At 69.7% G+C, this 20,431-nt stretch carries 19 protein-coding genes; 10 read left to right on the forward strand and 9 right to left on the reverse strand.

The genetic code is table 11. The features are described 5' to 3' along the window. The first annotated feature begins 18 nt into the window (after positions 1-18). Both ACIBG8_RS29900 and ACIBG8_RS29905 read left to right on the forward strand, forming a co-directional pair. Positions 19-675 (forward strand): response regulator transcription factor, encoded by a 657-nt coding sequence (locus ACIBG8_RS29900; RefSeq protein WP_397346342.1) that lies wholly within the window; start codon positions 19-21, stop codon positions 673-675. Continuing rightward, the gene (locus tag ACIBG8_RS29905) at positions 672-1,805 is read left to right on the forward strand and encodes a sensor histidine kinase (RefSeq protein WP_397346343.1); all 1,134 of its coding nucleotides are present in this window, start codon (positions 672-674) and stop codon (positions 1,803-1,805) included. The genes ACIBG8_RS29900 and ACIBG8_RS29905 overlap by 4 nt, the downstream gene beginning before the upstream one ends. On the opposite strand, the gene ACIBG8_RS29910 is transcribed toward ACIBG8_RS29905, so the two are convergent. Continuing rightward, entirely contained in the window at positions 1,794-2,321 is a 528-nt protein-coding gene (locus tag ACIBG8_RS29910; protein WP_397346344.1) for a TetR/AcrR family transcriptional regulator, read from the reverse strand. The genes ACIBG8_RS29905 and ACIBG8_RS29910 overlap by 12 nt on opposite strands. Before the next feature lie 66 nt (positions 2,322-2,387). Here ACIBG8_RS29910 and ACIBG8_RS29915 point away from each other — a divergent pair, with 66 nt between their 5' ends. After that, positions 2,388-3,590 carry an FAD-dependent monooxygenase gene (locus tag ACIBG8_RS29915; RefSeq protein ID WP_397346345.1) on the forward strand — a complete coding sequence of 401 codons (1,203 nt, stop codon included), beginning with the start codon at positions 2,388-2,390 and terminating at the stop codon, positions 3,588-3,590. A 33-nt stretch (positions 3,591-3,623) separates the two neighbouring features. Here the strand turns inward: ACIBG8_RS29915 and ACIBG8_RS29920 are convergent, their stop codons facing one another. The 5 genes from ACIBG8_RS29920 to ACIBG8_RS29940 all read right to left on the reverse strand — a co-directional run bounded on the left by ACIBG8_RS29920 (position 3,624) and on the right by ACIBG8_RS29940 (position 8,879). Beyond that, complete coding sequence (locus ACIBG8_RS29920) at positions 3,624-5,105, reverse strand: AMP-binding protein (RefSeq protein ID WP_397346346.1); 1,482 nt, start codon at positions 5,103-5,105, stop codon at positions 3,624-3,626. Beyond that, a complete protein-coding gene (locus ACIBG8_RS29925; protein WP_397346347.1) occupies positions 5,102-6,259 on the reverse strand; it encodes a cytochrome P450 in 1,158 nt (385 codons plus the stop codon). The genes ACIBG8_RS29920 and ACIBG8_RS29925 overlap by 4 nt, the downstream gene beginning before the upstream one ends. Before the next feature lie 75 nt (positions 6,260-6,334). Continuing rightward, entirely contained in the window at positions 6,335-7,144 is an 810-nt protein-coding gene (locus ACIBG8_RS29930; protein ID WP_397346348.1) for an SDR family oxidoreductase, read from the reverse strand. Continuing rightward, positions 7,135-7,761: a nitroreductase family protein gene (locus ACIBG8_RS29935; RefSeq protein WP_397346349.1), complete on the reverse strand. Its 627-nt coding sequence runs from the start codon at positions 7,759-7,761 to the stop codon at positions 7,135-7,137. The genes ACIBG8_RS29930 and ACIBG8_RS29935 overlap by 10 nt, the downstream gene beginning before the upstream one ends. Then, positions 7,761-8,879, reverse strand: a complete 1,119-nt coding sequence (locus ACIBG8_RS29940; RefSeq protein WP_397346350.1) for a CaiB/BaiF CoA transferase family protein — start codon at positions 8,877-8,879, stop codon at positions 7,761-7,763. Before ACIBG8_RS29940 ends, ACIBG8_RS29935 begins: the two co-directional genes overlap by 1 nt. A 99-nt stretch (positions 8,880-8,978) precedes the next feature. Between ACIBG8_RS29940 and ACIBG8_RS29945 the strand changes: the two genes are divergently transcribed. The 4 genes from ACIBG8_RS29945 (at position 8,979) to ACIBG8_RS29960 (ending at position 14,254) form a co-directional block, all read left to right on the forward strand. Beyond that, a complete protein-coding gene (locus ACIBG8_RS29945; protein WP_397346351.1) occupies positions 8,979-10,451 on the forward strand; it encodes a serine/threonine-protein kinase in 1,473 nt (490 codons plus the stop codon). Next, a complete protein-coding gene (locus ACIBG8_RS29950; RefSeq protein ID WP_397346352.1) occupies positions 10,448-11,407 on the forward strand; it encodes an NAD(P)-dependent oxidoreductase in 960 nt (319 codons plus the stop codon). The genes ACIBG8_RS29945 and ACIBG8_RS29950 overlap by 4 nt, the downstream gene beginning before the upstream one ends. A 233-nt stretch (positions 11,408-11,640) precedes the next feature. Continuing rightward, positions 11,641-12,990 (forward strand): FAD-binding oxidoreductase, encoded by a 1,350-nt coding sequence (locus ACIBG8_RS29955; protein ID WP_397346354.1) that lies wholly within the window; start codon positions 11,641-11,643, stop codon positions 12,988-12,990. Positions 12,991-12,994: 4 nt separating this feature from the next. Further along, positions 12,995-14,254 carry a class I SAM-dependent methyltransferase gene (locus ACIBG8_RS29960; protein WP_397346355.1) on the forward strand — a complete coding sequence of 420 codons (1,260 nt, stop codon included), beginning with the start codon at positions 12,995-12,997 and terminating at the stop codon, positions 14,252-14,254. 52 nt (positions 14,255-14,306) lie between these two features. Here ACIBG8_RS29960 and ACIBG8_RS29965 read toward each other — a convergent pair whose 3' ends face one another. Next, entirely contained in the window at positions 14,307-14,699 is a 393-nt protein-coding gene (locus tag ACIBG8_RS29965; RefSeq protein ID WP_397346356.1) for a hypothetical protein, read from the reverse strand. Between the two features lie 63 nt (positions 14,700-14,762). On the opposite strand from ACIBG8_RS29965, the gene ACIBG8_RS29970 reads away from it, so the two are divergent. Beyond that, positions 14,763-15,353, forward strand: coding sequence for a TetR/AcrR family transcriptional regulator C-terminal domain-containing protein (locus tag ACIBG8_RS29970; RefSeq protein WP_397346357.1), 591 nt, complete (start codon positions 14,763-14,765; stop codon positions 15,351-15,353). Here the strand turns inward: ACIBG8_RS29970 and ACIBG8_RS29975 are convergent. Further along, positions 15,345-15,923, reverse strand: coding sequence for a formylglycine-generating enzyme family protein (locus ACIBG8_RS29975; protein WP_397347799.1), 579 nt, complete (start codon positions 15,921-15,923; stop codon positions 15,345-15,347). The two genes, ACIBG8_RS29970 and ACIBG8_RS29975, sit on opposite strands and share 9 nt — an antisense overlap. A 130-nt stretch (positions 15,924-16,053) precedes the next feature. Between ACIBG8_RS29975 and ACIBG8_RS29980 the strand changes: the two genes are divergently transcribed. Continuing rightward, positions 16,054-17,088 carry a class I SAM-dependent methyltransferase gene (locus ACIBG8_RS29980; RefSeq protein WP_397346358.1) on the forward strand — a complete coding sequence of 345 codons (1,035 nt, stop codon included), beginning with the start codon at positions 16,054-16,056 and terminating at the stop codon, positions 17,086-17,088. On the opposite strand, the gene ACIBG8_RS29985 is transcribed toward ACIBG8_RS29980, so the two are convergent. After that, positions 17,085-18,623 carry a long-chain fatty acid--CoA ligase gene (locus ACIBG8_RS29985; RefSeq protein ID WP_397346359.1) on the reverse strand — a complete coding sequence of 513 codons (1,539 nt, stop codon included), beginning with the start codon at positions 18,621-18,623 and terminating at the stop codon, positions 17,085-17,087. The two genes, ACIBG8_RS29980 and ACIBG8_RS29985, sit on opposite strands and share 4 nt — an antisense overlap. 155 nt (positions 18,624-18,778) lie before the next feature. On the opposite strand from ACIBG8_RS29985, the gene ACIBG8_RS29990 reads away from it, so the two are divergent. Continuing rightward, entirely contained in the window at positions 18,779-20,317 is a 1,539-nt protein-coding gene (locus tag ACIBG8_RS29990) for a GMC family oxidoreductase (RefSeq protein WP_397346360.1), read from the forward strand. Positions 20,318-20,431 lie beyond the last annotated feature (114 nt).

A 20,431-nucleotide genomic window follows, 5' to 3' on the forward strand; every position in this document is an offset into this window, starting at 1 on the left:
TGCGACAGAATGACCCCGGTGCGGATACTGATCGCCGAAGACGAGGTCATGCTCGCCGCCTCGATAGCCGAGGGCCTGCGCGCCGAGGCGCTCGCCGTCGACGTCGCCCACGACGGTCAGGCGGCGCTGGAGCGGCTGGACGTCAACGACTACGACGTCCTGATCCTCGACAGGGACCTGCCCAAGGTCCACGGCGACGAGGTGTGCAGGACCCTGGCCCAGGAGGGCGCCGTGGTCAGGATCCTCATGCTGACCGCGGCGGGAGGGCTGCGCGACCGGGTGGCCGGGCTGTCGCTCGGCGCCGACGACTACCTGCCCAAGCCGTTCGCCTTCGAGGAGCTGCTCGCCCGCGTGCACGCGCTGGGACGCAGGACCAGGCCGGCCGACCCGCCGATCCTGCAGCGCGCGGGGATCAGGCTGGACAGGGCGCACCGCCAGGTCTTCCGCGACGGGCGGTACGTGCCGCTGGCGCGCAAGGAGTTCGGGCTGCTGTTCGAGCTCCTGCGGGCGCAGGGCGCCGTCGTCTCCAGCGAGGAACTGCTGGAGAAGGTCTGGGACGAGCACATCGACCCGTTCACCAACACCCTGCGGACGACCATGATGAAGCTGCGCAAGAAGCTCGGCGAGCCCGTCCTCATCGAAACCGTGTCCGGAGTGGGGTACCGCCTTCCATGAGCATCCGCCTGCGCTTCGCCGTGACCTGCGGCGCGGTCTTCCTTCTCCTGTCGTCAGTGCTGCTGGCCGGGATCTACTTCCTGGTAAGGCAGAGCCTGTCGTATCGCGCCGAGGTGCTGACGCCGGACACCTGGGGCTACTACCAGCGTTACAGCAACGAGTACGAGCTCGGCAGGAAGAGGGCCATGCAGGTCGTGGCCGTCTACCAGAAGGACACCCTGTCCAGGGTGCTCCTCTACGGCGCGCTCGGCGTGCTGGCCGGAACCGGCGCTGCCGTGGGGCTGGGGTGGCGCGGCGCGGGCCGGGTGATGCGCCCGCTGACCGAGGTGACCGAGACGGCGCGCAAGGTGGCCCAGAGCTTCGACCTCAGCGAGCGCATCGACTACCGGGGCGCGAACGACGAGGTCAAGGAGCTGGCCGGGATCGTCGACAACGTGCTCGGCCGCCAGTCGCGCTCCTTCGAGGGACAGAGACGCTTCGTCGCCAACGCCTCGCACGAGCTGCGCACCCCGCTGACGATCAACAGGACCCTGGTCGACGTGGCGGTCAGGCGCCAGGACGCCTCAGAGGACGTCAAGCGGTTGGGCGAGTCGCTGCTGATCGTCACCGACCGGCACGAGCGGCTGATCGACGGGTTGCTGGCGCTGGCCGAGGGCGAGCAGAGCGTGCTGGACCGCCGGCCGTTCGACCTGATCGACGTCGTCGAGCATGCGCTCGACCTGGCCGACAAGCACGCGCAGGAGCGCGAGGTGACGCTGCACCGGCTGCTGGACAGCGCGCCGGTCGCCGGTGACCCGGTGCTGGTGGAACGGCTGGTGCAGAACCTCATCGAGAACGGCGTCAGGCACAACCACCCGGGCGGCGAGGTGTGGGTGACCACGCGGCGGCGGGCGGACGTGGCCGAGCTGGTCGTGGCCAACACCGGGCTGAAGGTGCACCCCTACGAGGTGGAGACGATCTTCCAGCCGTTCCGCCGCCTGCACGGCGACCGGATCAGCTCCGACCGCGGCAGCGGCCTGGGCATGTCGATCGTGAAGGCGATCGCCGAGGCGCACGACGGCAACGTCGTCGCCCGCCCGCGCGAGGAGGGCGGCCTGACCGTCACGGTCGAGCTGCCGCTAGAGGCGTAGCGCGCCGTAGGCGGCGTCGACCGAGGCCTCGCGCAGCTCGTCGGCGGGCACGTGCGGGAACTGGATCGTGCAGTCCTGCAGCCCGCCCAGCGCGATCACCGCTCGGGTGGCCTCGGCGAGCGTCGGCTCGGGGCCGAACAGCAGCTCGGCGAGGCGGGCGCGCCAGGCGAGTACCACGTCGATGAGGCCGAGCTCGGCCAGCGTGGTCAGCTCGGTGAGCACCAGGATGATCTCCTCGCGGTGCTTGAGATGGAAGTCGAAGTAACCCTCCAGCAGCGAGCGCGGCTCGATGTCCGCCCGCGCCTCCTGCTCGTGCAGGAACGCCTCGCCATCGTCGATGAGCGGCTGCACGATGCTGCGCACCAGGTCTTCTCGCGAGGAGAAGTGGTAGTAGAGCGCGGGCTTGGTGATGCCCAGCCGGTCGGCGATGTCCTGGAGGCTGGTCTTCTGGACGCCTTTCTCGGCGAAGAGCTCGCGGGCCACCGTCTGGATGCGTTTCTTCGTGTCACTTGCCACGCCACCCAGTATGACTTACCATCCGTTAAGTAAGCTACTTACCTAACGTTAAGTAAGGGGCCTCACGTGCGGATTCTCATCTCAGGGGCGAGCATCGCGGGCCCCGTGCTGGCCTACTGGCTGTCCAGGTACGGCTTCGCCGTCACGGTCGTGGAGAAGGCCCCGGCGCTGCGCAAGACCGGCGGCCACGCGGTGGACCTGTTCCGCCCCGCCATGGACATCTCCGAGAAGATGGGCGTGCTCCCGCAGATCGAAGCCAAGATCACCGGCATCGACCAGATGGTCGTCCACCGCCGCGGCCGCCTCGTCCGCATCGACCTCACGAAGATCTTCCAGGCGACCTCCGACCGGCACGTCGAGATCATGCGCGACGACCTCAGCGAGATCTACTACGACGCGGCGGCCGACGACGTCGAATACCTCTTCGGCGACTCCATCGCCGCGATCGCCGACGACGGCACGGTCACCTTCGAGTCGGGCACGGAGCGCCGCTTCGACCTGGTGGTCGGCGCGGACGGGCTGCACTCCAACGTGCGCAGGCTGGTCTTCGGCCAGGTCGAGGAGCACTTCGTCGGCGCCTACCTGACCGTCTTCTCCGTCGAGGGCGGGTTGCCGCCCGGCGAGTTCCACACCTTCCTGCAGCCGGGTTCCATGGCGGGCGCCTACAGGACCAGATACTCCGGCGACACCCGCGCGGGCATGTTCTTCCGCACCGAGCAGCCGATCGACTACCACTACCGCGACATCGCGCGGCAGAAGGAGATCGTCCGCGAGCGCTTCGGCGGCCTGGCGCCGGAGGTGGACGGCTGGCTGGCCACGCTCGACCACGCGCAGACCTTCTACTTCGACGCCATCTCCCAGATCCGCATGGACACCTGGTCGCGCGGGCGGGTGACGCTGGTCGGCGACGCGGGCTACTGTCCTGGCCCGGCGGTCGGCGGCAGCACCAGCCTGGCCGTCCTGGGGGCGTACGTGCTGGCGGGCGAGCTGGCCGCCGCGGGCGGCGACCACACGGTGGCCTTCCCCGCCTACGAGCGGGAGATGATCGACCTCGTACGGCGGAGCCGCGCGTTCGCGCTGGGCGCGGCCAAGACGATCATCCCCGGCTCCAAGTTCGCGGCGTGGGGCCTGGTGGCGGGAGCGCGGCTGGCCGGCGCGCTGCCCGCCGGGGTCAGCAAGGCGCTGGCCAAGCTCAACTCCAAGGGGGTGCGCATGCACGACTCGATGGTCGTCCGCGACTACGACGCCATCGTCCGCGCCCGTGCGTAGCCTCGGAGCCGAGAACCCCTGACAGAGTGCCTTCTACGCCAGGAGTGAGCGTGCCCAGGTGTAGTCGAGTTTGCCGACCGGGGTGCGCTGGATCTCCGGCACGAGCACCAGCGCCCGCGGCACCTTGAACCCGGCCAGCTCCCTCCTGCAGTGCTCCACCAGCGCCTCCAACGTGACCTCCCGCCCCGGCGCGGCCGCCACGATCGCGGTGACCCGCTGGCCGAACCGCTCGTCGGGCGCGCCGACGACCATCGCGTCGTAGACGTCGGGATGGCTGCGCACCGCCACCTCGACCTCCTCGGGAAAGATCTTCTCCCCACCCGAGACGATCACCGTCGACCCGCGCCCGAGCAGCTCCGCCGTCCCGTCGTCGCGCATGACCGCGTGGTCGCCCTGCAGCGCCCACCGCGTGCCGTCCGGACCGGTGACGAAGGTGGCGGCGGTCTTGACCGGATCCTTGTAGTAGCAGAGCGGGATATTTCCGGACCTGGCCAGCACGCCCTGCTCACCCGGCCCGACCGGCACGTGGTCGGCCCCGAGCACCGCGAAGCCCCTCCCGAGGGTGAACCGCGCCCCCTCGACCGCCATGCCCACCGCGCCCGTCTCCGAGCCGCCGTAACTGTCGACGACCATCACGTCGGGCAGCGCCGTACGGATCTTCTCGCGCACCCCCGCCGACAGCGGAGCCCCGCCGGAGCCGATCGAGAAGACCTCCAGGGAGTACGGCCGGCGCAGCAGCTCGTCGGCCACCGGATGCGCCATCCCGTCCCCGGCGAACGACAGCACCTGCGACCGCTCCCGCTCGGCCAGCGCGAGCACCTCCCCGGCGTCGAAGTGCCGTCCGGTCCACAACACCACCGTGCCGCCGCTGGACAGGCAGATCCACGTGCTCCACTGCCCGTTGCCGTGCATCAGCGGCGCGTGCACCTGGAACCGCAGCCCCTCGGCCCCGATGGTCAGCTCGGCGGGGTCCTTGATCGGCCCGGAGTAGACGCTCATCGCGGCCAGGTAGATGTCCTCGGCCCGCCACAGAACCCCCTTGGGCAGCCCGGTCGTGCCGCCGGTGTAGAGGAGATAGGGGTCGTCGGGGGAGCGCGGCCCGAACCCCCGCTCGGGCGAGGCGTCTGCCAGGGCCTTCTCGTAGGGAGCGCCGATGGCCAGCGAAGGCCGGTCGGGCACCCGCTCCAGGAGGTCGGGCTCGCCGACCAGGGCCACGCAGTCGGCGTCGTCCAGCAGGTGGGCGAGCTCGCCCGCCGTGTAGCGGTAGTTGACGTTCACCGGCGCGCACCGCGCCTTGAAGCAGCCGATCATCACCTCCACCCACTCGGCCCTGTTCCACGACAGCACCCCGACGTGCTCACCGGGCGCGACGCCCTGGCCGATCAGCCAGTGCGCGACCCGGTTGGCCCGCTCGTCCAGCTCCCGGTAGGTCAGCCGCGCGTCGCCCGCCACGAGCGCGAGCCGGTCGGGCACGGTGTCCGCCACGTGCTCGAACAGGTCGGCCAGGTTGATCATCGTGCCTCCAGGACGATCGGGAACGAGCTCACGCCGCGCACGAAGGCGTTCTGCAGGATCCGGGGGCCCGTGTCGTCGGCCCAGGCGGCGTCGCCGACCCGGCGCACCCACTCCTCGAAGAAGATCCGCAGCTCCAGCCTGGCCAGCGCGGCGCCCAGGCAGAAGTGCGTGCCCAGGCCGAACGCGATGTGCCCGCCGGGTTTCCTGGTCACGTCGAAGACGTCGGGGTCGTCGAAGACGGCCGGGTCCCTGTTGGCCGAGCCGTACATGAGCAGGACCTGCTGTCCTGCGGCGATCGCCTGCCCGTGCAGGGTGGTGTCGCGGGTGGCCGCGCGGCACATGTTGAGGATCGGGGTGGTCCAGCGGATGAACTCCTCCACCGCGTTCTCGATCAGCGACGGATCCTCGCGCAGGAGCCGCCACTGGTCCGGGTGCTGGATGAGCGCGTCGACGGCGGTGGCGATGACCGTCCTGGTGGTCTCCGCGCCGCCGTCGAGCAGCAGCAGCGCCTCGTTGGCCAGGTGCTCGTCGTCGTAGTCCGATCTCGACGACCACAGCGAGAGCAGGTCGTCGTGCGGGCATTTGCGCCGCTCCGCCGCCAGTTCCAGTACGGCCAGGCCGTACTCCCCGGCTGAGACGGCCGCCTCGTGGGTGACGTACCGCAGGCCGCCACCGGCCACGATCGTCGACTCCGACCAGTGCATGAGCTTGGGCCAGTCCTCGTCGGGGAAGCCGAGCAGCCAGCCGATCATGCGGGCGGGCAGCGGCGCGGCGAGCGCCGGGACGGCGTCGACCGTGCCCTGCTCCAGGGCCTGGTCGATCTGCTCGGTGACGACCTGCCTGATGCGCTCCGCGTAGCGCTCATGGACATAGCGGGGGGTGAAGCGCTTGTAGACCAGGCGGCGGCGGTCGGCGTGCTCGGGGTCGTCCATGCCGATCATCGACGGGTCCGAGGGGAGCTGGGGGCGGTAGCCGCCGGTGTTGGTCCACAGCTTGGGGTCGCGCTCGATGGCGGAGATGTCGGCGTGCCTGGACACGCCCCACAGGCCGTTGGCAGGGTCGTGGTGGACGGGGGAGTGCTCGCGCAGCCACGAGTAGACCGACCAGGGGTCGGTGGCGTACATGTGGCCGTCGAGCAGGTCGATGACGCGCATGGTGAGCTCCGTAAGTCAGGGGTGTGTCACGGAGCCGCCCGATCGTTCGCGCCAACGACCAGCGGGGTCGGAGGGTCAGTCGGGTAACAGGCCTTTCAGTGCGTCGCCGCCGTAGGCGGGTTCCAGCCAGGGGGAGAAGTCGGGGCCGCGGCGGAGGGAGTGACCGCCGTCGACGTTGATGACCTGGCCGGTGATCCAGGAGGAGTCCGGGCCCAGGAGGAAGGCGGCCAGCGCCGCCACGTCGTCAGGTTCGCCGATGCGGGGGAGCGGGGTGCAGGCCCGGTAGTCGGCGAGGATCGGGTTCTCCTCCTCGGTGACGATCGCCACCATCTCGGTGCGGATCAGGCCGGGCCTGATGGCGTTCACCCGGACCCCGCTGGCGCCGAGCTCGTCGGCGGCCAGCAGGCAGAGGTGGTCGACGCCCGCCTTGGCCACGCCGTACGGGCCGAACCAGCGGTGCGTGTTCGACGAGGCGATGGACGAGATGGCCACGAACGAGCCGCCGCCCTGGGCGGCCATCAGCGGCGCGGCGTGCTTGAGTGCGAGCATGGTGCCGGTGAGGTTGGTCTCGATGACCTGACGCCACTGCTCCAGCGGTAGCTGGGTGATCGGCCCGAGCCATCCGGACCCTCCAGCAGAGGCCACCACGCCGTCCAGCCGCCCGCCGCCGTTCGCGTGTGCCTGCCGTACGGCTTGCGCCACGGCCTCCTCGTCGCCCACGTCGGCCACCACGTAGTGGTCCGCGTGCCCGGCGTCGCGGGCGGCTGCCAGCCGGTCCTCTGTCCTGCCGCAGATGGTCACGACGGCGCCCGCGGCGGTCAGCCGCCGGGCGACGGCCAGCCCGATTCCGCTGCCGCCGCCGGTGACCAGGACGCTCAACCCCACAGCGGCTCCTCCACGGTGAAGCCGGGGGCGTCGCCCCACTGGTTGCGGTAGGTGACCTCGTGGACGGGACGGCGGGGCGCGACGCCCCAGCGGCCGGTCGGGTAGCCGAAGGTGACCGTGCAGGCCAGCCGCCACCCCTGGTCGGTGGGCACGCCGAGGACGCGCAGCGTCTCCTTCGCGTGGAAGATCCCCAAGATGCTGGTCAGCGCCGTGCCCACCCCGTGCGCACGTGCCGCGAGCTGGGCGCTCCACACCGCGGGGAAGATCGATCCGCCCGTCGGGTCGTGCTGCACGAAGGCGAACAACATGAGGGGATATTTCTCGAACTGGTCGGCCAGGTGCTGCGCCGACGCCCGCACCTTCAGCGCCTGCTCATCGAGATCCGTCGCCTTGTAGTAGCCGTCCCAGAGCTGCTGCAAGCCGTCCCGATACAGCGGGCCCAGAGCCTTGAGCAGATCAGGCGAGTCCACCAGGAGGAAGCGCCAGTTCTGCGCGTTCCCGCCGCTGGGAGCCCGCACCGCGGCGTCCATGATCGAACGCTGCACGTCGAGGGGGATGGGGTCCGGCTTGACCCGCCGCATCGCGCGGGTCGTGTACAGGGCCTCGAAGACGTCCATCAGGCGAGCACTCCCTGGGCGCGGAGCTTGTCGGCCGCCTCGGCGGTGAGGCCCCACTCCGACAGGTCGGTCAGGCGGGTGGCGGGGGAGAGGTCCTGGGGCTCCTCCCCGACGAGCCTGGGGGCGGGCGCCGGGTGGCTGATGCCGCCGACGTCCACGAAACTGCCTCTGGCCACGTTGTGCGGGTGCTTCGCCGCCTCGTTCATCTCCAGCACCGGGGAGACGCACGCGTCGGAACCGTCGAAGACGGCCTCCCACTCGGCGCGCGTGCGCGCCTTGAAGGCGTCGGCCAGCCGCGCCTTCAAGGCGGGCCACTGGGCGCGGTCGTCGCGGGAGGGCAGGTCGGTCAACCCCATCAGGGTGACCATGGCCTCCCAGAACTGCGGCTCCAGCGACCCGACCGCGAGGAACTTCCCGTCCGCCGTCTCGTAGGTGTCGTACATCGGCGCGCCCGTGTCCAGCAGGTTCGTCCCCCGCGCACCCCAGAAGCCGCTCTGCACCCCGTGGTAGAACATCGCGAACAGGATCGACGCCCCGTCGACCATCGCCGCGTCGATCACCCGGCCCATGCCCGTGCGCTCGCGCTCGAACAGCGCCAGCAGCACCCCGTAGGCCAGCATCAGGCCGCCACCGGCGAAGTCGCCCAGGATGTTGATCGGCGGCGTCGGCTTGTCGCCCTCGCGGCCCAGCATCGACAGGACCCCGGAGATCGCGATGTAGTCGATGTCGTGCCCGGCGGTCGGCGCCAGCGGCCCGTCCTGCCCCCAGCCGGTCATCCTCCCGTAGATCAGCCGGGGGTTGACCGCGTGCAGGTCCTCGGGCCCGATGCCGAGCCGTTCCGCCACGCCGGGGCGGAACACGTCGATCACCACGTCGGCGTTCTTCACCAGCTCCTTGAAGGCGGCCACGCCCTCGGGCGACTTCAGGTCCAGCCCGATGCTGTGCTTGCCGCGGTCCATCACGTCGGCGCGCGGTCTGTCGGTCACCGCGGCGACCCGGTCGACCCGCAGCACCTCGGCGCCGTGGTCGGCGAGCATCATCCCGGCGAACGGCCCGGGGGCGAGCCCGGCGAGTTCCAGTACGCGCACCCCGGCGAGCGGGCCCTGTCGTGACGTCATCGCCCAAGTAGAACAACCTTCGGTACGGCCTGGCAAGGAACCTCCCCGACTCCAGACGCCGGGTGTGGGAAACTTGCCCACTGTTGTGGAGGTTTGGACATGCTGATCGCGAGGCGCTACCAGCTGGTGCGCGAACTCGGCCGTGGCGGGATGGGCGTGGTGTGGGAGGGCCATGACACGCTGCTCAACAGACCCATAGCGGTCAAGGAGGTCCTGCTGCCCGACGGGCTGCCCGCGCTCGACCGCGAGCGGCATCTGCTGCGTACCGCGAGAGAGGCGCGCACGGCGGCCAAGCTCAACCACCCCTCGGTCGTGGCCATCTACGACGTGGTCGAGGAGGGCAACCGGCCGTGGATCATCATGGAGCTGGTCCGCGCCCCCTCGATGGAGGAGGTCGTCGCCACCACCGGCGCCCTTCCCGTACGGCAGGCCGCCGACGTCGGCAGGCAGGTGCTCTCCGCGCTGGTCGCCGCGCACGAGGCGGGCATCCTGCACCGCGACGTGAAGCCGAGCAACATCCTGCTCTGCGACGACGGCAGGGCGGTGCTCACCGACTTCGGCATCGCGCAGGCCGAGGGCGACTCGTCCCTGACCAAGACCGGCATGGTGACGGGCTCGCCGTCCTTCCTCGCCCCCGAGCGGGTGCGGGCCGCGGAGGCTGGGCCGTCCTCCGACCTGTTCTCGCTGGGCGCGACGCTGTACGCCTCGATGGTGGGGCGTTCGCCGTTCGAGCGCGGCGACGCCATGGCCACGCTGAGCGCGTTGCTGAACGAGGAGCCCGACTACCGCAGGATCCCGCCCGCCTTCCACGCGGCGCTGCAGGGGTTGCTGCGCAAGGAGCCGCTGCAGCGGGTCAGCGCGGCGGAGGCCGACCGGCTGCTGGCCGCCGTCGCCTCGCCGGAGCGCCCCGAGTCGCGGCGCAAGCCGTCAGGCGGCGGTGGGAGCCGCAAGCTCATGATCTCGATCGCGGCCGCAGCCGTGGTGATCGCGGCGGGCGCCGTCGCCTTCGTCCGGCTCACGCCCACGGCTGAGGGCACCACCCCGGTGGCGACCCCCAGCGCGCTGGCGAAGAGCCCGGAAGCCACGCCGACCCCGACGCCGACCCCCACGCCGACGCCCACCCCCACGCCGACACCGACGCTCGCCCTGGTGCGTACCTGGACCTCGCCGGACGGCTGGTCGATCGACCGGCCGAACGGGTGGAAGGGCTCGCGCAAGGAGGACTACGCGCAGTGGGTCAAGGCGGACGGCAGCGCCCATCTGGGCGTCCAGGCCATGTACGCCACGATCGACCCGGCCCAGATCCGCGAGGACGCCGACGCCCTGCTCGCCCAGAGCGCCCAGGACGTCCGGGTGGTACGGCAGGCGCGCACGGAGTGGGAGTTCACCTGGACCGCCACCGAGGCGCACGAGCCCTGGGTACGGCCGGGCACGAGCTACCACGAAGTACGCCGCGTGGTCGTGAGCGGCGATACCGCCTATGTCCTGTCATGGACGGTCACCGCCGACGAGTGGCGGCGCAACGCGGGGCTGATGCGCAAGGTGATCGGCAGCTTTACTGTGGGGGCATGAGCAGCCCCTGGAACCTCCTGGCCCTGCCCCCGCTCCCGCTCGAAGCCATGCGCGGGCTGGTCGGGCCCCTGTCCGACCGGCTGAACGTGACCGTTCCCGCGACCAGGGACCGCGAGGGGCTGCTGGCCGCGCTCGCCGACGCCGAGATCGTCCTGGGCGACTGGACCTCGACGCTGGCCATGGACGCCGAGGCGGTCAAGAGCGCGCCGCGCCTGGCCTTCGTGCAGCAGCCGTCGGTCGGCGTGGACGGGCACGACCTCGACGTGCTCGCCGCCGCCGGTGTGCCCCTGGCGAACACGGCCGGGGTGAGCGCGGTCGCGGTGGCCGAGTGGTGCGTCGGCGCCGCCCTGGCGCTGTCGCGCAAGCTGGTCGCCGCCGACGCGGCCGTGCGCGCGGGCGGCTGGCCGCAGCTCGACCTGGGGCCGTCGGAGCTGTCCGGCTCGCGGGTGGGCATCGTCGGCTGGGGGCCGATCGGGCAGGCCTGCGCGCGGATGTTCTCGGCGTTCGGCTGCGAGGTCTCCTTCTGGACCCGCACGGCCCGCCAGGTCCCGTCCTACGTCGACCTCGCCTCCCTGGTCGCCACCAGCGACGTTCTCGTCGTGGTGATCGCGCTGTCCGACGAGACCCGGTCGCTGATCGACCCGCGTGCCATGAAGCCGGGTGCGCTGCTGGTGAACGCGGCGAGGGGCGGCGTGATCGACCAGACGGCCCTGGTCTCCGCCATGGACCATCTGGGCGGGGCGGCGCTCGACGTCTTCGAGACGGAACCCCTGCCCGCCGGGGACCCTCTTCGTGAACACGGAAATGTCCTGCTTTCGCCGCATGTCGCCGGGGTCACGCCGCAGTCCACGGGACGGCTGGTCGCCGCGGTGGTCGCCAACCTGGCCGCTGCCGTCGAGGGTCGCGCGGTCGAGAACGTCGTCAACGGGGTGGACGCGATCGTTCGTCGCCGGTAGGAGTACTCTTTTCCCCGGTTCTCCCCCGCGTGACGCTTTTCGCTGGCACGATGTAGAGTTTTCGCGCGTTTAACCACCCCGGACTGTTCTGAGGTGTTTTGGGGAGATACGGTCTTACGGACGATCTACCACTGCCTAGGGGGTGCATACGTGGTCGAGCGCAGCGAGAGCACCAATCAGGCACAGCACGACTTCGTCGTCACGAGCCCGACGAAGGAGGGGTCGTGACGACCATGTCGGCACACCAGAGGGCCGTTGAGCAGATCAGGCAGTCGTACGCCGAGATCCCGGCGGACGCTGCTCCCAGGCTCGCCAAGGCGACCTCCAACCTGTTCAGGTTCCGCGACTCCGACAAGGCGGCCAAGCTCTCGGCCCGCGACCTCGACGAGGTCATCAGCGTCGACCCGGTGACGATGACCGCCGAGGTCCAGGGCATGACGACCTACGAGCACCTCGTGGACGCCACGCTTCCGCACGGGCTCATGCCGTACGTCGTGCCCCAGCTCAAGACGATCACGCTCGGGGGAGCGGTCACGGGTCTCGGCATCGAGTCGACCAGCTTCAGGGACGGCCTGCCGCACGAGTCGGTCGAGGAGCTCGAAATCCTCACCGGCGACGGGCGCATCATCGTCGCGCGCGACGACAACGAGCACCGCGAGCTGTTCAGGGCCTTCCCCAACTCGTACGGCACGCTCGGCTACGCGCTGCGCATCAAGATCAGGCTCAAGCGGGTCCAGCCGTACGTGCATCTGACCCACATCCGCTTCAACGACGCGGACAAGTGCATGCTGGCGATGCAGGAGATCTGCGACACCATGCAGCACGACGGCGAGCAGGTGGACTTCGTCGACGGGGTGTTCTTCTCCCCGGACGAGCTCTACGTCACCATCGGGCGTTTCGCCGACCGCGCGCCGTACGTGTCGGACTACACCGGCATGCGCATCTACTACCAGTCGATCCAGAAGCGCAAGCGCGACTGGCTCACCATCCGCGACTACCTGTGGCGCTGGGACACCGACTGGTTCTGGTGCTCGCGCGCCTTCGGCGTACAGCAGCCTGTAGTGCGCTCGCTGATGCCGCGCCGCTGGATGCGCTCCGACGTCTACCGCCGCCTGGTCGCCCTCGACCGCAAGCACGGGATCACCGCCCGCGTCGACCGCTGGCGCAACCAGCCGGTGCAGGAGTCGGTCATCCAGGACGTCGAGGTGCCCGTCGAGCGCGGCGCCGAGTTCCTTTCGTTCTTCCACGACAAGGTGGGCATGACTCCGGTCTGGATGTGCCCGCTGAAGTCTTCGAGTGAGTGGCCTCTCTACCCGTTGGAAACGGGCCGGCTGTACGTCAACTTCGGCTTCTGGGGCATGGTCCCGTTGCCTCGGGGACAGTTCGACGGCTACTACAACCGGCTCATCGAGAACTCGGTGCACGAGCTCGACGGGCACAAGTCGCTCTACTCGACCTCTTTCTACGCCCGTGAGCAGTTCTGGCAGCTCTACAACGGCGATGCTTACTGGCCGGTCAAGCGGGAATACGATCCGAGCGGTCGCCTGCTGGACCTGTACGACAAGTGTGTGCGGGGAAGGTGAGCTGATGGCTCTCGCAAGCATTTTTGAGAAGGTAGTGGGCGGCGACGCGAACATCGCGTTCATGGCCTACGACGGAAGCAAGGCGGGCCCCGACGGGGCGGACGTCCGCATCGAGGTGAAGTCGCCCATCGCGGTGGCCTACCTCGCGCAGGCGCCGGGCGAGCTCGGGCTGGCCCGCGCGTACGTCTCCGGCCACATCGACGTGCATGGCGACATGTACTCGTTGCTGGACCGCATGTGGAACATCACCACCAACGACCTGACGTTGTCGGAGAAGGTGGACGCGGTCCGCGCCCTGGGCGTGAAGCCGCTGCTGATGCGGGTGCCGCCGCCGCCGCAGGAGATGCGGCAGAGCACGCTGGCCAAGCTGGGCTCGCGCCACGCCAAGCAGCGTGACGCCGAGGCGATCCACCACCACTACGACGTGTCCAACCGCTTCTACGAGTGGGTGCTCGGCCCGTCCATGGCCTACACCTGCGCCGTCTTCCCGTCGGAGGACGCGTCGCTGGAAGAGGCGCAGTACGCCAAGTTCGACCTGGTGGCCAAGAAGCTCGACCTCAAGCCGGGCATGCGCCTGCTCGACGTCGGCTGCGGCTGGGGCGGCATGGTCATGCACGCGGCGCGCCACTACGGCGTCAAGGCGCTCGGCGTCACCCTGTCGAAGCAGCAGGCGGAGTGGGCGCAGAAGGCCATCGCCGAGGCGGGCCTGTCCGACCTCGCCGAGGTCAGGCACATGGACTACCGCGACGTCACCGAGGGCAACTTCGACGCGGTCAGCTCCATCGGCCTCACCGAGCACATCGGCAAGGACCAGCTGCCCGGCTACTTCTCCTTCCTGTACGGCAAGCTGAAGGCCGGCGGCCGGATACTCAACCACTGCATCACCAGGCCCACCGGCATCGAGAAGACGATCAACAAGGGCGGCTTCATCAACCGCTACGTCTTCCCCGACGGTGAGCTGGAGTCGGTCGGCTACCTCATCAGGCAGATGGAGGACACCGGCTTCGAGATCCGCCACGAGGAGAACCTGCGCGAGCACTACGCCAAGACGTTGAAGTTCTGGTGCGACAACCTGGACGACAACTGGGAGGACGCGCTGCAGGAGGTCGGACCGGGTACGGCCCGCGTCTGGCGGCTCTACATGGCCGGGTGCATCGTCGGCTTCGAGCGCAACAAGGTGCAGCTGCACCAGGTGCTCGGCGTGAAGCTCGACAACGAGGGCAACTCCGGGGTGCCGCTCCGCCCGTCGATCGACTGGCCGTAGGCGGTTCTGCGAAGGGAGCGCGGGGGTCCGGCCTCCGCGCTCTTCTTGCTTTTCAGACCATCTTCAGCAGGTAGCTGATGTCCTTGTCGAGGGTGAACTCGCGCAGGATGGTCGTCGGCCGCCCCTCCTCCATGCGCCAGACGAACACGTAGAGGACGGGCGTGCCGTCCTTGACCCTGCGCATGACGATCGCCGCGTTGTCCCCGAAGTCGGTCGTCGCGGGGAAGGTGGCGTCGTCCACGGACTCGCCGATCTTCACGCCCTGGGCGGCCATGGCGCGGAACCTGCCCATGAACTGCTCCTTGGTCAGGGTGACCGTCAGACCGGCCGCGTCGACCCGCACGTTCTCGAACCCGGGGTCGTAGAGGCGGTCCAGCGTGTCCACGTCCATGGCCAGCCCGGCCTTGAGGTAGGTCTCCATCGCGTCCACGAGCGCCTGGTTCATGTCGTTCCCTCTCTATAACGGTGTTACAGGAAAGGACTATAACACTGTTATAGGGTGGACGCCATGGATGCGGAGACGATCGTGCGGGAAGCGCTGGAGCTGTTGCGCCAGGAGGGGCTGGCCGGGGTGACCTTCCGCAAGCTCACCACGCGGCTGGAGGTCAAGGCTCCGGCGATCTACTGGCGGTTCAAGGACAAGCAGGAGCTGCTCGACGCGATGGCGGAGGCGATGCTCCAGGAGCAGTTCGCCGGGTTCGCCCCGCATGCGGCGGGGGAGCCGTGGCAGCCGTGGTGGTCGGGGGTCCTGCGGCGGCTGCGGCGGGCGATGCTGGCCTACCCGGACGGTGGCCGCGTCGTCGCCGGTGCCCGGCCGCCGGGGGCTCCCACGTTGCCCCGCATCAGCGAGTACGGCCTGCGTGCGCTGGAGGGCGGCGGGTTGCCGCTGGTGGAGGCGGCCAACGTGGTCTTCACGGCGCTCCACTACACGTTCGGCCACGTCATCGAGGAGCAGGACTCCACGGGGGCCGACACCGTGGACCTGGCCGCGTTCGCCGCGACCTACCCGACGATCGCGCGGCTCCTCACGACGGGCAGGGGGAACGGCGACGCCATCTTCGACGCGGGGATCGCACTGATCATCAACGGCTCACGCTGACCGGGCGACCCGGAACCCGAGGTCATCGATCCGCAGGGTCGGATGGCTCTTGCGTCGGCACGAGGCACGGAGCGCACGCGGCAGATCGTGCGCCCCGCCGCCCCTGAACACCCGGTAGGGCCCGTAGACGTCGGGGTCGTACTGGTCCCAGCACCACTCCCAGACGTTGCCGATCATGTCGTAGAGCCCCCAGTCGTTGGGCATCTTGCTCCCTGCCGGATGGACGACCCCACCCGAGTTCCCCCGATGCCAGGCGATCTCATCCAGCTCGCCGTACCGCACGCCGGTGGACCCGGCGCGGCACGCATGCTCCCACTCCGCCTCGGTCGGCAACCTGTAACCGTCGGCCGCCCGATCCCACTCCCCATCGCCGTAGCACTCCCGAAGCCCTTCGTCCCGCGAGAGCCGGTTGCAGTACTCGACGGCATCCAGCCAGGAAACCTCGGTGACCGGCACGTCTTCACGCGTGACGGGATGAGCCGCCAGAAGGAACGGCTCGACGACGACCGGCCAGTTGACCTGCCTGCCCTCATCGCGCAACATGATCCGCCCGCCGGGGATCTTGATCATTTCAGGACTCACCCGTCAAACCCTATGCCGCAGGACCACTGACCCGGATTTCCGGAGGGAGAGCGGCTCTGGGGTGGGACCCGGGTGGGGGCCTTCCATGGGAGGACGACCATTCAGGAGGGGACATACCGTGAACGAAGATCGGCTCATGGAGTTCGTGCACAGGTTCGTCGGCGATCTCGGCGCCACCATGGCCGCCGGTGGGGTTGTCATCGGTGATCGGCTCGGGCTCTACCGGGCGCTCGCCACCGGGGCGCAGTCGCCCGCACAGCTCGCGGAACGGACCGGCACCGCCGCTCGCTACGTCGAGGAATGGCTCAAGGGGCAGGCGGCGGGCGGGTACGTGGAGTACGACCCGGCCTCGGGGCAGTACTCCATGACCGAGGAGCAGGCGTTCGCGCTCACCGACCCCGACGGGCCGATCTTCGCCCCCGGCGCCTTCCAGCTCGCCCTCGGCGCCCTCAAGGCCGACCGCGAGATCACCCGCGCCTTCCGCACCGGCGAGGGCCTCGGCTGGCACCAGCACGACGCCGACGTCTTCGCCGGCTGCGAGCGCTTCTTCCGCCCCGGCTACAGCGCCAACCTCATCGCCGCCTGGCTGCCCGCCCTCGACGGCGTGGTCGACAAGCTCAACGCGGGTGTCGCCGTGGCCGACGTCGGCTGCGGGCACGGCGCGTCCACGGCGCTCATGGCCGAGGCGTACCCGGCGTCCACGTTCACCGGGTCAGACTACCACGAGGGCTCCATCGAGCAGGCGCGCAAGCGGGTGTCCGGCAACGCCAGGTTCGTCGCCGCGAGCGCGCAGGACTTCGGCGGTGGTCCGTACGAGCTGGTGACCACGTTCGACGCGCTGCACGACATGGGCGACCCGCTGGGCGTGGCGCGCAACATCCGCGGCCAGCTCGCCGACGACGGGACGTGGATGATCGTCGAACCCGCTGCGGGCGACACGGTCAGCGACAACATGAACCCGGTCGGGCGGGTGTACTACACCTTCTCCGCGTTCCTGTGCGTGCCCAGCGCGCTGTCGCAGGAGGGCGGCTACGCGCTCGGCGCCCAGGCGGGCGAGGAGCCCATCAGGCGGCTGGCGGCGGAAGCCGGTTTCAGCCGGTTCCGCCGCGCGGCAGAGACCCCGTTCAACCTCGTCTACGAGGCCAGGCCCTAGCGGAGCTCGCGCTTGAGGATCTTGCCGCTGGCCGTCATCGGCAGCGCGTCGCGGAACTCGATGATCCGCGGGTACTTGTAGGCGGCCATGTTGTCGCGGCACCAGGCGACCAGCTCGTCCTCGGTGACGGAGGCCCCAGGCGTACGGATCACGTACGCCTTGACCTCCTCGCCGTGCGACTCGTGCGGCAGACCCACCACGGCCACCAGCGACACGGCCGGGTGGGTCATGAGGACCTCCTCGACCTCGCGCGGATACACGTTGAACCCACCCCGGATGATCATGTCCTTGGCCCGGTCGATGATGGCGTAGTAACCGTCGGCGTCGCGCGTGGCGATGTCGCCGGTACGGAACCAGCCGTCGTTCATCACCTCGGCCGTCGCCTCGGGACGGTTGTAGTAGCCCTTCATGATGTTGTGGCCGCGGATCGCGATCTCGCCCGGCCCCTCGCCCTCGATCGTCTTCCAGTCGCTGTCGATCAGCTTCATCTCCACGCCCCAGATCGGCGTGCCGATGGTGCCGGGCTTGGTGGGCCGCCCGAGCTGGTTGAAGCTGGCCACGGGCGAGGTCTCCGACAGCCCGTAGCCCTCCAGGATCCCGAAGCCGAAGGTCTTCTCGAAGTCCTTGAGCACCTCGACCGGCGAGGCGGCGCCACCGGCGACCGCGACCTCCAGCGACGTCGGCACCTCGGCGCCCTCGGCGTGGATCTTCGTCAGGATGGCCCAGTACATGGTCGGCACCCCGGCGAAGAAGGTGACGTTCTCCTTGCGCATCAGCTCCAGCGCCTGGCCGGGCTCGAAGCGCGGCATGAGGACGATGTTCGCGCGGCGGCGGAACCCGGCGTTGAGCACGACGGTGAGGCCGAAGATGTGGAAGAGCGGCAGCACGGCCAGGTAGGCGTTCTCGCCGGACTCGGAGCGCGGGAACATCTCATCGCACACCATGGCGTTGACCAGCAGGTTCTGGTGGCTGAGTTCGGCGCCCTTGGGCTGGCCCGTGGTGCCCGAGGTGTAGAGGACGACGGCGGTGTCGTCGGGCGCGGTCTGCACGGTCTCGAACTCGCCTGACTTGCCGTCGAGCGCCGCCCAGATGGTCTCGCCGTACTCCGACTCGGTCGCCAGCGGGGTGGCGGGCAGCACGAAGAAGTGCTCGCAGCCCTCGGCGGCGTCGAACCCGGCCTTGCCGCGCTCGCCCAGCGGGAGCTCGGGGGAGCCCTCGAAGCAGAAGAAGGCCTTGGCCTGGCTGTCCTCCAGGTGGTAGGCGAACTCGCGCGACTGCAGCAGCACGTTCAGCGGCACCACGGAGGCGCCGACCTTGAGCGCGCCGAAGTAGACGAACGGGAAGTAGGGCACGTTCGGGCTGGCCAGCGCCACCTTGTCGCCCTTGCCGATGCCTCTGGACACCAGGAGGTTCGCCACCTGGTTCGCCACGGTGTTGATCAGCGAGTACGGCAGGCGCATGTCGCCGAAGACGATCGCGGTCTTGTCCGGCGTGTTGCGGGCGCTGTCCTCGAGAACGATCGACAGGTTGAGCATGGGACGGCCTTCCTCCCTCAGGTGTGGCACTGTGCGCGACATCCTCGCAGGCCCCACATACTGACCGGTAGGTAACAAAGGTTACAGATGCGTATGGACGGCTCGGGCCGCCTGGAGTAAGCAAGTACCAGGTTACTTGCCTCCTGGAGGGCTCCATGGAGTACGACTATGTGATCGTCGGGGCGGGGTCGGCGGGGTGCGTGCTGGCCAACAGGCTGTCGGCGGACCCGGGGGTAACGGTTGCTCTGGTCGAGGCGGGCGGCCAGGACGACAAGCTCGAGATCCGCATGCCCGCAGGCTTCGCCAAGCTCTTCAAGACCGAATACGACTGGAACTACACCACCGCCAAGCAGTCCGAGATGTCCGGCCGCGAGCTGTACTGGCCGCGCGGGCGCGTCATCGGCGGCTCCTCCTCGCTGAACGCGCAGATGTGGGTGCGCGGCACCGCGCACGACTACGACCAGTGGGACGTTCCCGGCTGGGGGTACGACGAGGTCCTGCCGTACTTCACCAGGGCCGAGCACCGCGTCGGCAGCAACAAGGGCGACGTGTACGGCACAGCCGGACCCATCCACATCTCCGAACTCCGCAGCCCGAACGTCACGACGGCCGCGTTCCTCAAGGCGTGCGCCGAGCTCGGCATGGTCCGGCTCGACGAGCTCAACGGCCGCTCCAACGAGGGCTACAGCCCCACGCCCGTCACCCAGAACCGGGGACGGCGGTGGAGCGCCGCCGACGCCTACCTGCGCCCGGCGCTGAAGCGGCCCAACCTCACGCTGATCACCGGCGCGACCGTGGATCGGGTCGTGTTCGACGGGCGGCGCGCGATCGGCATCGAGCACAGCGGGGGAACGCAGGTCAGGGCGTCCCGCGAGGTCGTGCTCTCGGCGGGGGCGATCGGCTCGCCGTACCTGCTGATGCGGTCGGGGATCGGCGCGGCCGACGAGCTGCGGGACGCGGGTGTCGAGCTCGTCCAGGACCTGCCCGAGGTGGGCAAGAACCTCCAGGACCACCTGTCGACCGGGGTGTTCGTGTCGTGCACGCAGCCGGTGTCGCTGGTGGCGGCCGAGTCGCTGCTCAACCTGCTGCGTTACCTCGTGCTGCGGTCAGGCATGCTGACCACGAACGTGGGCGAGGCGGTCGCGTTCATCAAGACCTCCAGCGAGGAGCCGGCGCCGGACATCGAGCTCATCTACGCGCCTGGGCCGTTCATCAACCACGGGCTGGACAAGCCGGAGGGGCACGGGCTGACCGTCGGCGTCGTGCTGCTGCAGCCGGAGAGCCGGGGGCGGGTCGGGCTGAGCGGGCGTGACCCGGTGATCGACCCCGGGTACCTGTCGCGGGAGGCGGACGTGCGGCGGCTGGTGGCGGGGCTGAAGGTGGCCAAGCAGATCTTCGCGACGGCGGCGTTCAAGGAGTACGCCGGGGGGCCGATGGACCCGTACTGGGGGCCGGAGACGGACGAGGAACTGGCGCAGTGGGTGCGCGAGCGCGGCGAGACCCTGTACCACCCGGTGGGCACCTGCCGGATGGGCACGGACGCGGCCTCGGTCGTGGACCCGTCCCTGAAGGTCAGGGGCGTCGAAGGGCTGCGCGTGGTGGACGTCTCGATCATGCCAACCCTCAACCGCGGCCACACCCACGCCCCGGCCATCATGATCGGCGAAAAGGCCGCCGACCTCATCGCCCCCTAACCGCCCCAAAACCCCAACCCCCAAAACCCCAACCCCCAAAACCCCAACCCCCAAAACCCCAACCCCCAAAACCCCAACCCCCAAAACCCCAACCCCCAAAACCCCAACCCCCAC

The organism is Nonomuraea sp. NPDC050556 (genome assembly GCF_044457355.1).
GTDB lineage: Bacteria > Actinomycetota > Actinomycetes > Streptosporangiales > Streptosporangiaceae > Nonomuraea.

Excerpts from the sequence above, each read along its gene's own strand:
- ACIBG8_RS29990 (WP_397346360.1), top strand. The coding sequence starts at position 18,779 with ATGGAGTACGACTATGTGATCGTCGGGGCGGGGTCGGCGGGGTGCGTG.
- ACIBG8_RS29905 (WP_397346343.1), top strand. The coding sequence starts at position 672 with ATGAGCATCCGCCTGCGCTTCGCCGTGACCTGCGGCGCGGTCTTCCTT.
- ACIBG8_RS29965 (WP_397346356.1), bottom strand. The coding sequence starts at position 14,699 with ATGAACCAGGCGCTCGTGGACGCGATGGAGACCTACCTCAAGGCCGGG.
- ACIBG8_RS29985 (WP_397346359.1), bottom strand. The coding sequence starts at position 18,623 with ATGCTCAACCTGTCGATCGTTCTCGAGGACAGCGCCCGCAACACGCCG.
- ACIBG8_RS29960 (WP_397346355.1), top strand. The coding sequence starts at position 12,995 with ATGGCTCTCGCAAGCATTTTTGAGAAGGTAGTGGGCGGCGACGCGAAC.
- ACIBG8_RS29950 (WP_397346352.1), top strand. The coding sequence starts at position 10,448 with ATGAGCAGCCCCTGGAACCTCCTGGCCCTGCCCCCGCTCCCGCTCGAA.
- ACIBG8_RS29940 (WP_397346350.1), bottom strand. The coding sequence starts at position 8,879 with ATGACGTCACGACAGGGCCCGCTCGCCGGGGTGCGCGTACTGGAACTC.
- ACIBG8_RS29920 (WP_397346346.1), bottom strand. The coding sequence starts at position 5,105 with ATGATCAACCTGGCCGACCTGTTCGAGCACGTGGCGGACACCGTGCCC.
- ACIBG8_RS29945 (WP_397346351.1), top strand. The coding sequence starts at position 8,979 with ATGCTGATCGCGAGGCGCTACCAGCTGGTGCGCGAACTCGGCCGTGGC.
- ACIBG8_RS29925 (WP_397346347.1), bottom strand. The coding sequence starts at position 6,259 with ATGCGCGTCATCGACCTGCTCGACGGCCACATGTACGCCACCGACCCC.
- ACIBG8_RS29970 (WP_397346357.1), top strand. The coding sequence starts at position 14,763 with ATGGATGCGGAGACGATCGTGCGGGAAGCGCTGGAGCTGTTGCGCCAG.
- ACIBG8_RS29935 (WP_397346349.1), bottom strand. The coding sequence starts at position 7,761 with ATGGACGTCTTCGAGGCCCTGTACACGACCCGCGCGATGCGGCGGGTC.
- ACIBG8_RS29975 (WP_397347799.1), bottom strand. The coding sequence starts at position 15,923 with ATGATCAAGATCCCCGGCGGGCGGATCATGTTGCGCGATGAGGGCAGG.
- ACIBG8_RS29955 (WP_397346354.1), top strand. The coding sequence starts at position 11,641 with ATGTCGGCACACCAGAGGGCCGTTGAGCAGATCAGGCAGTCGTACGCC.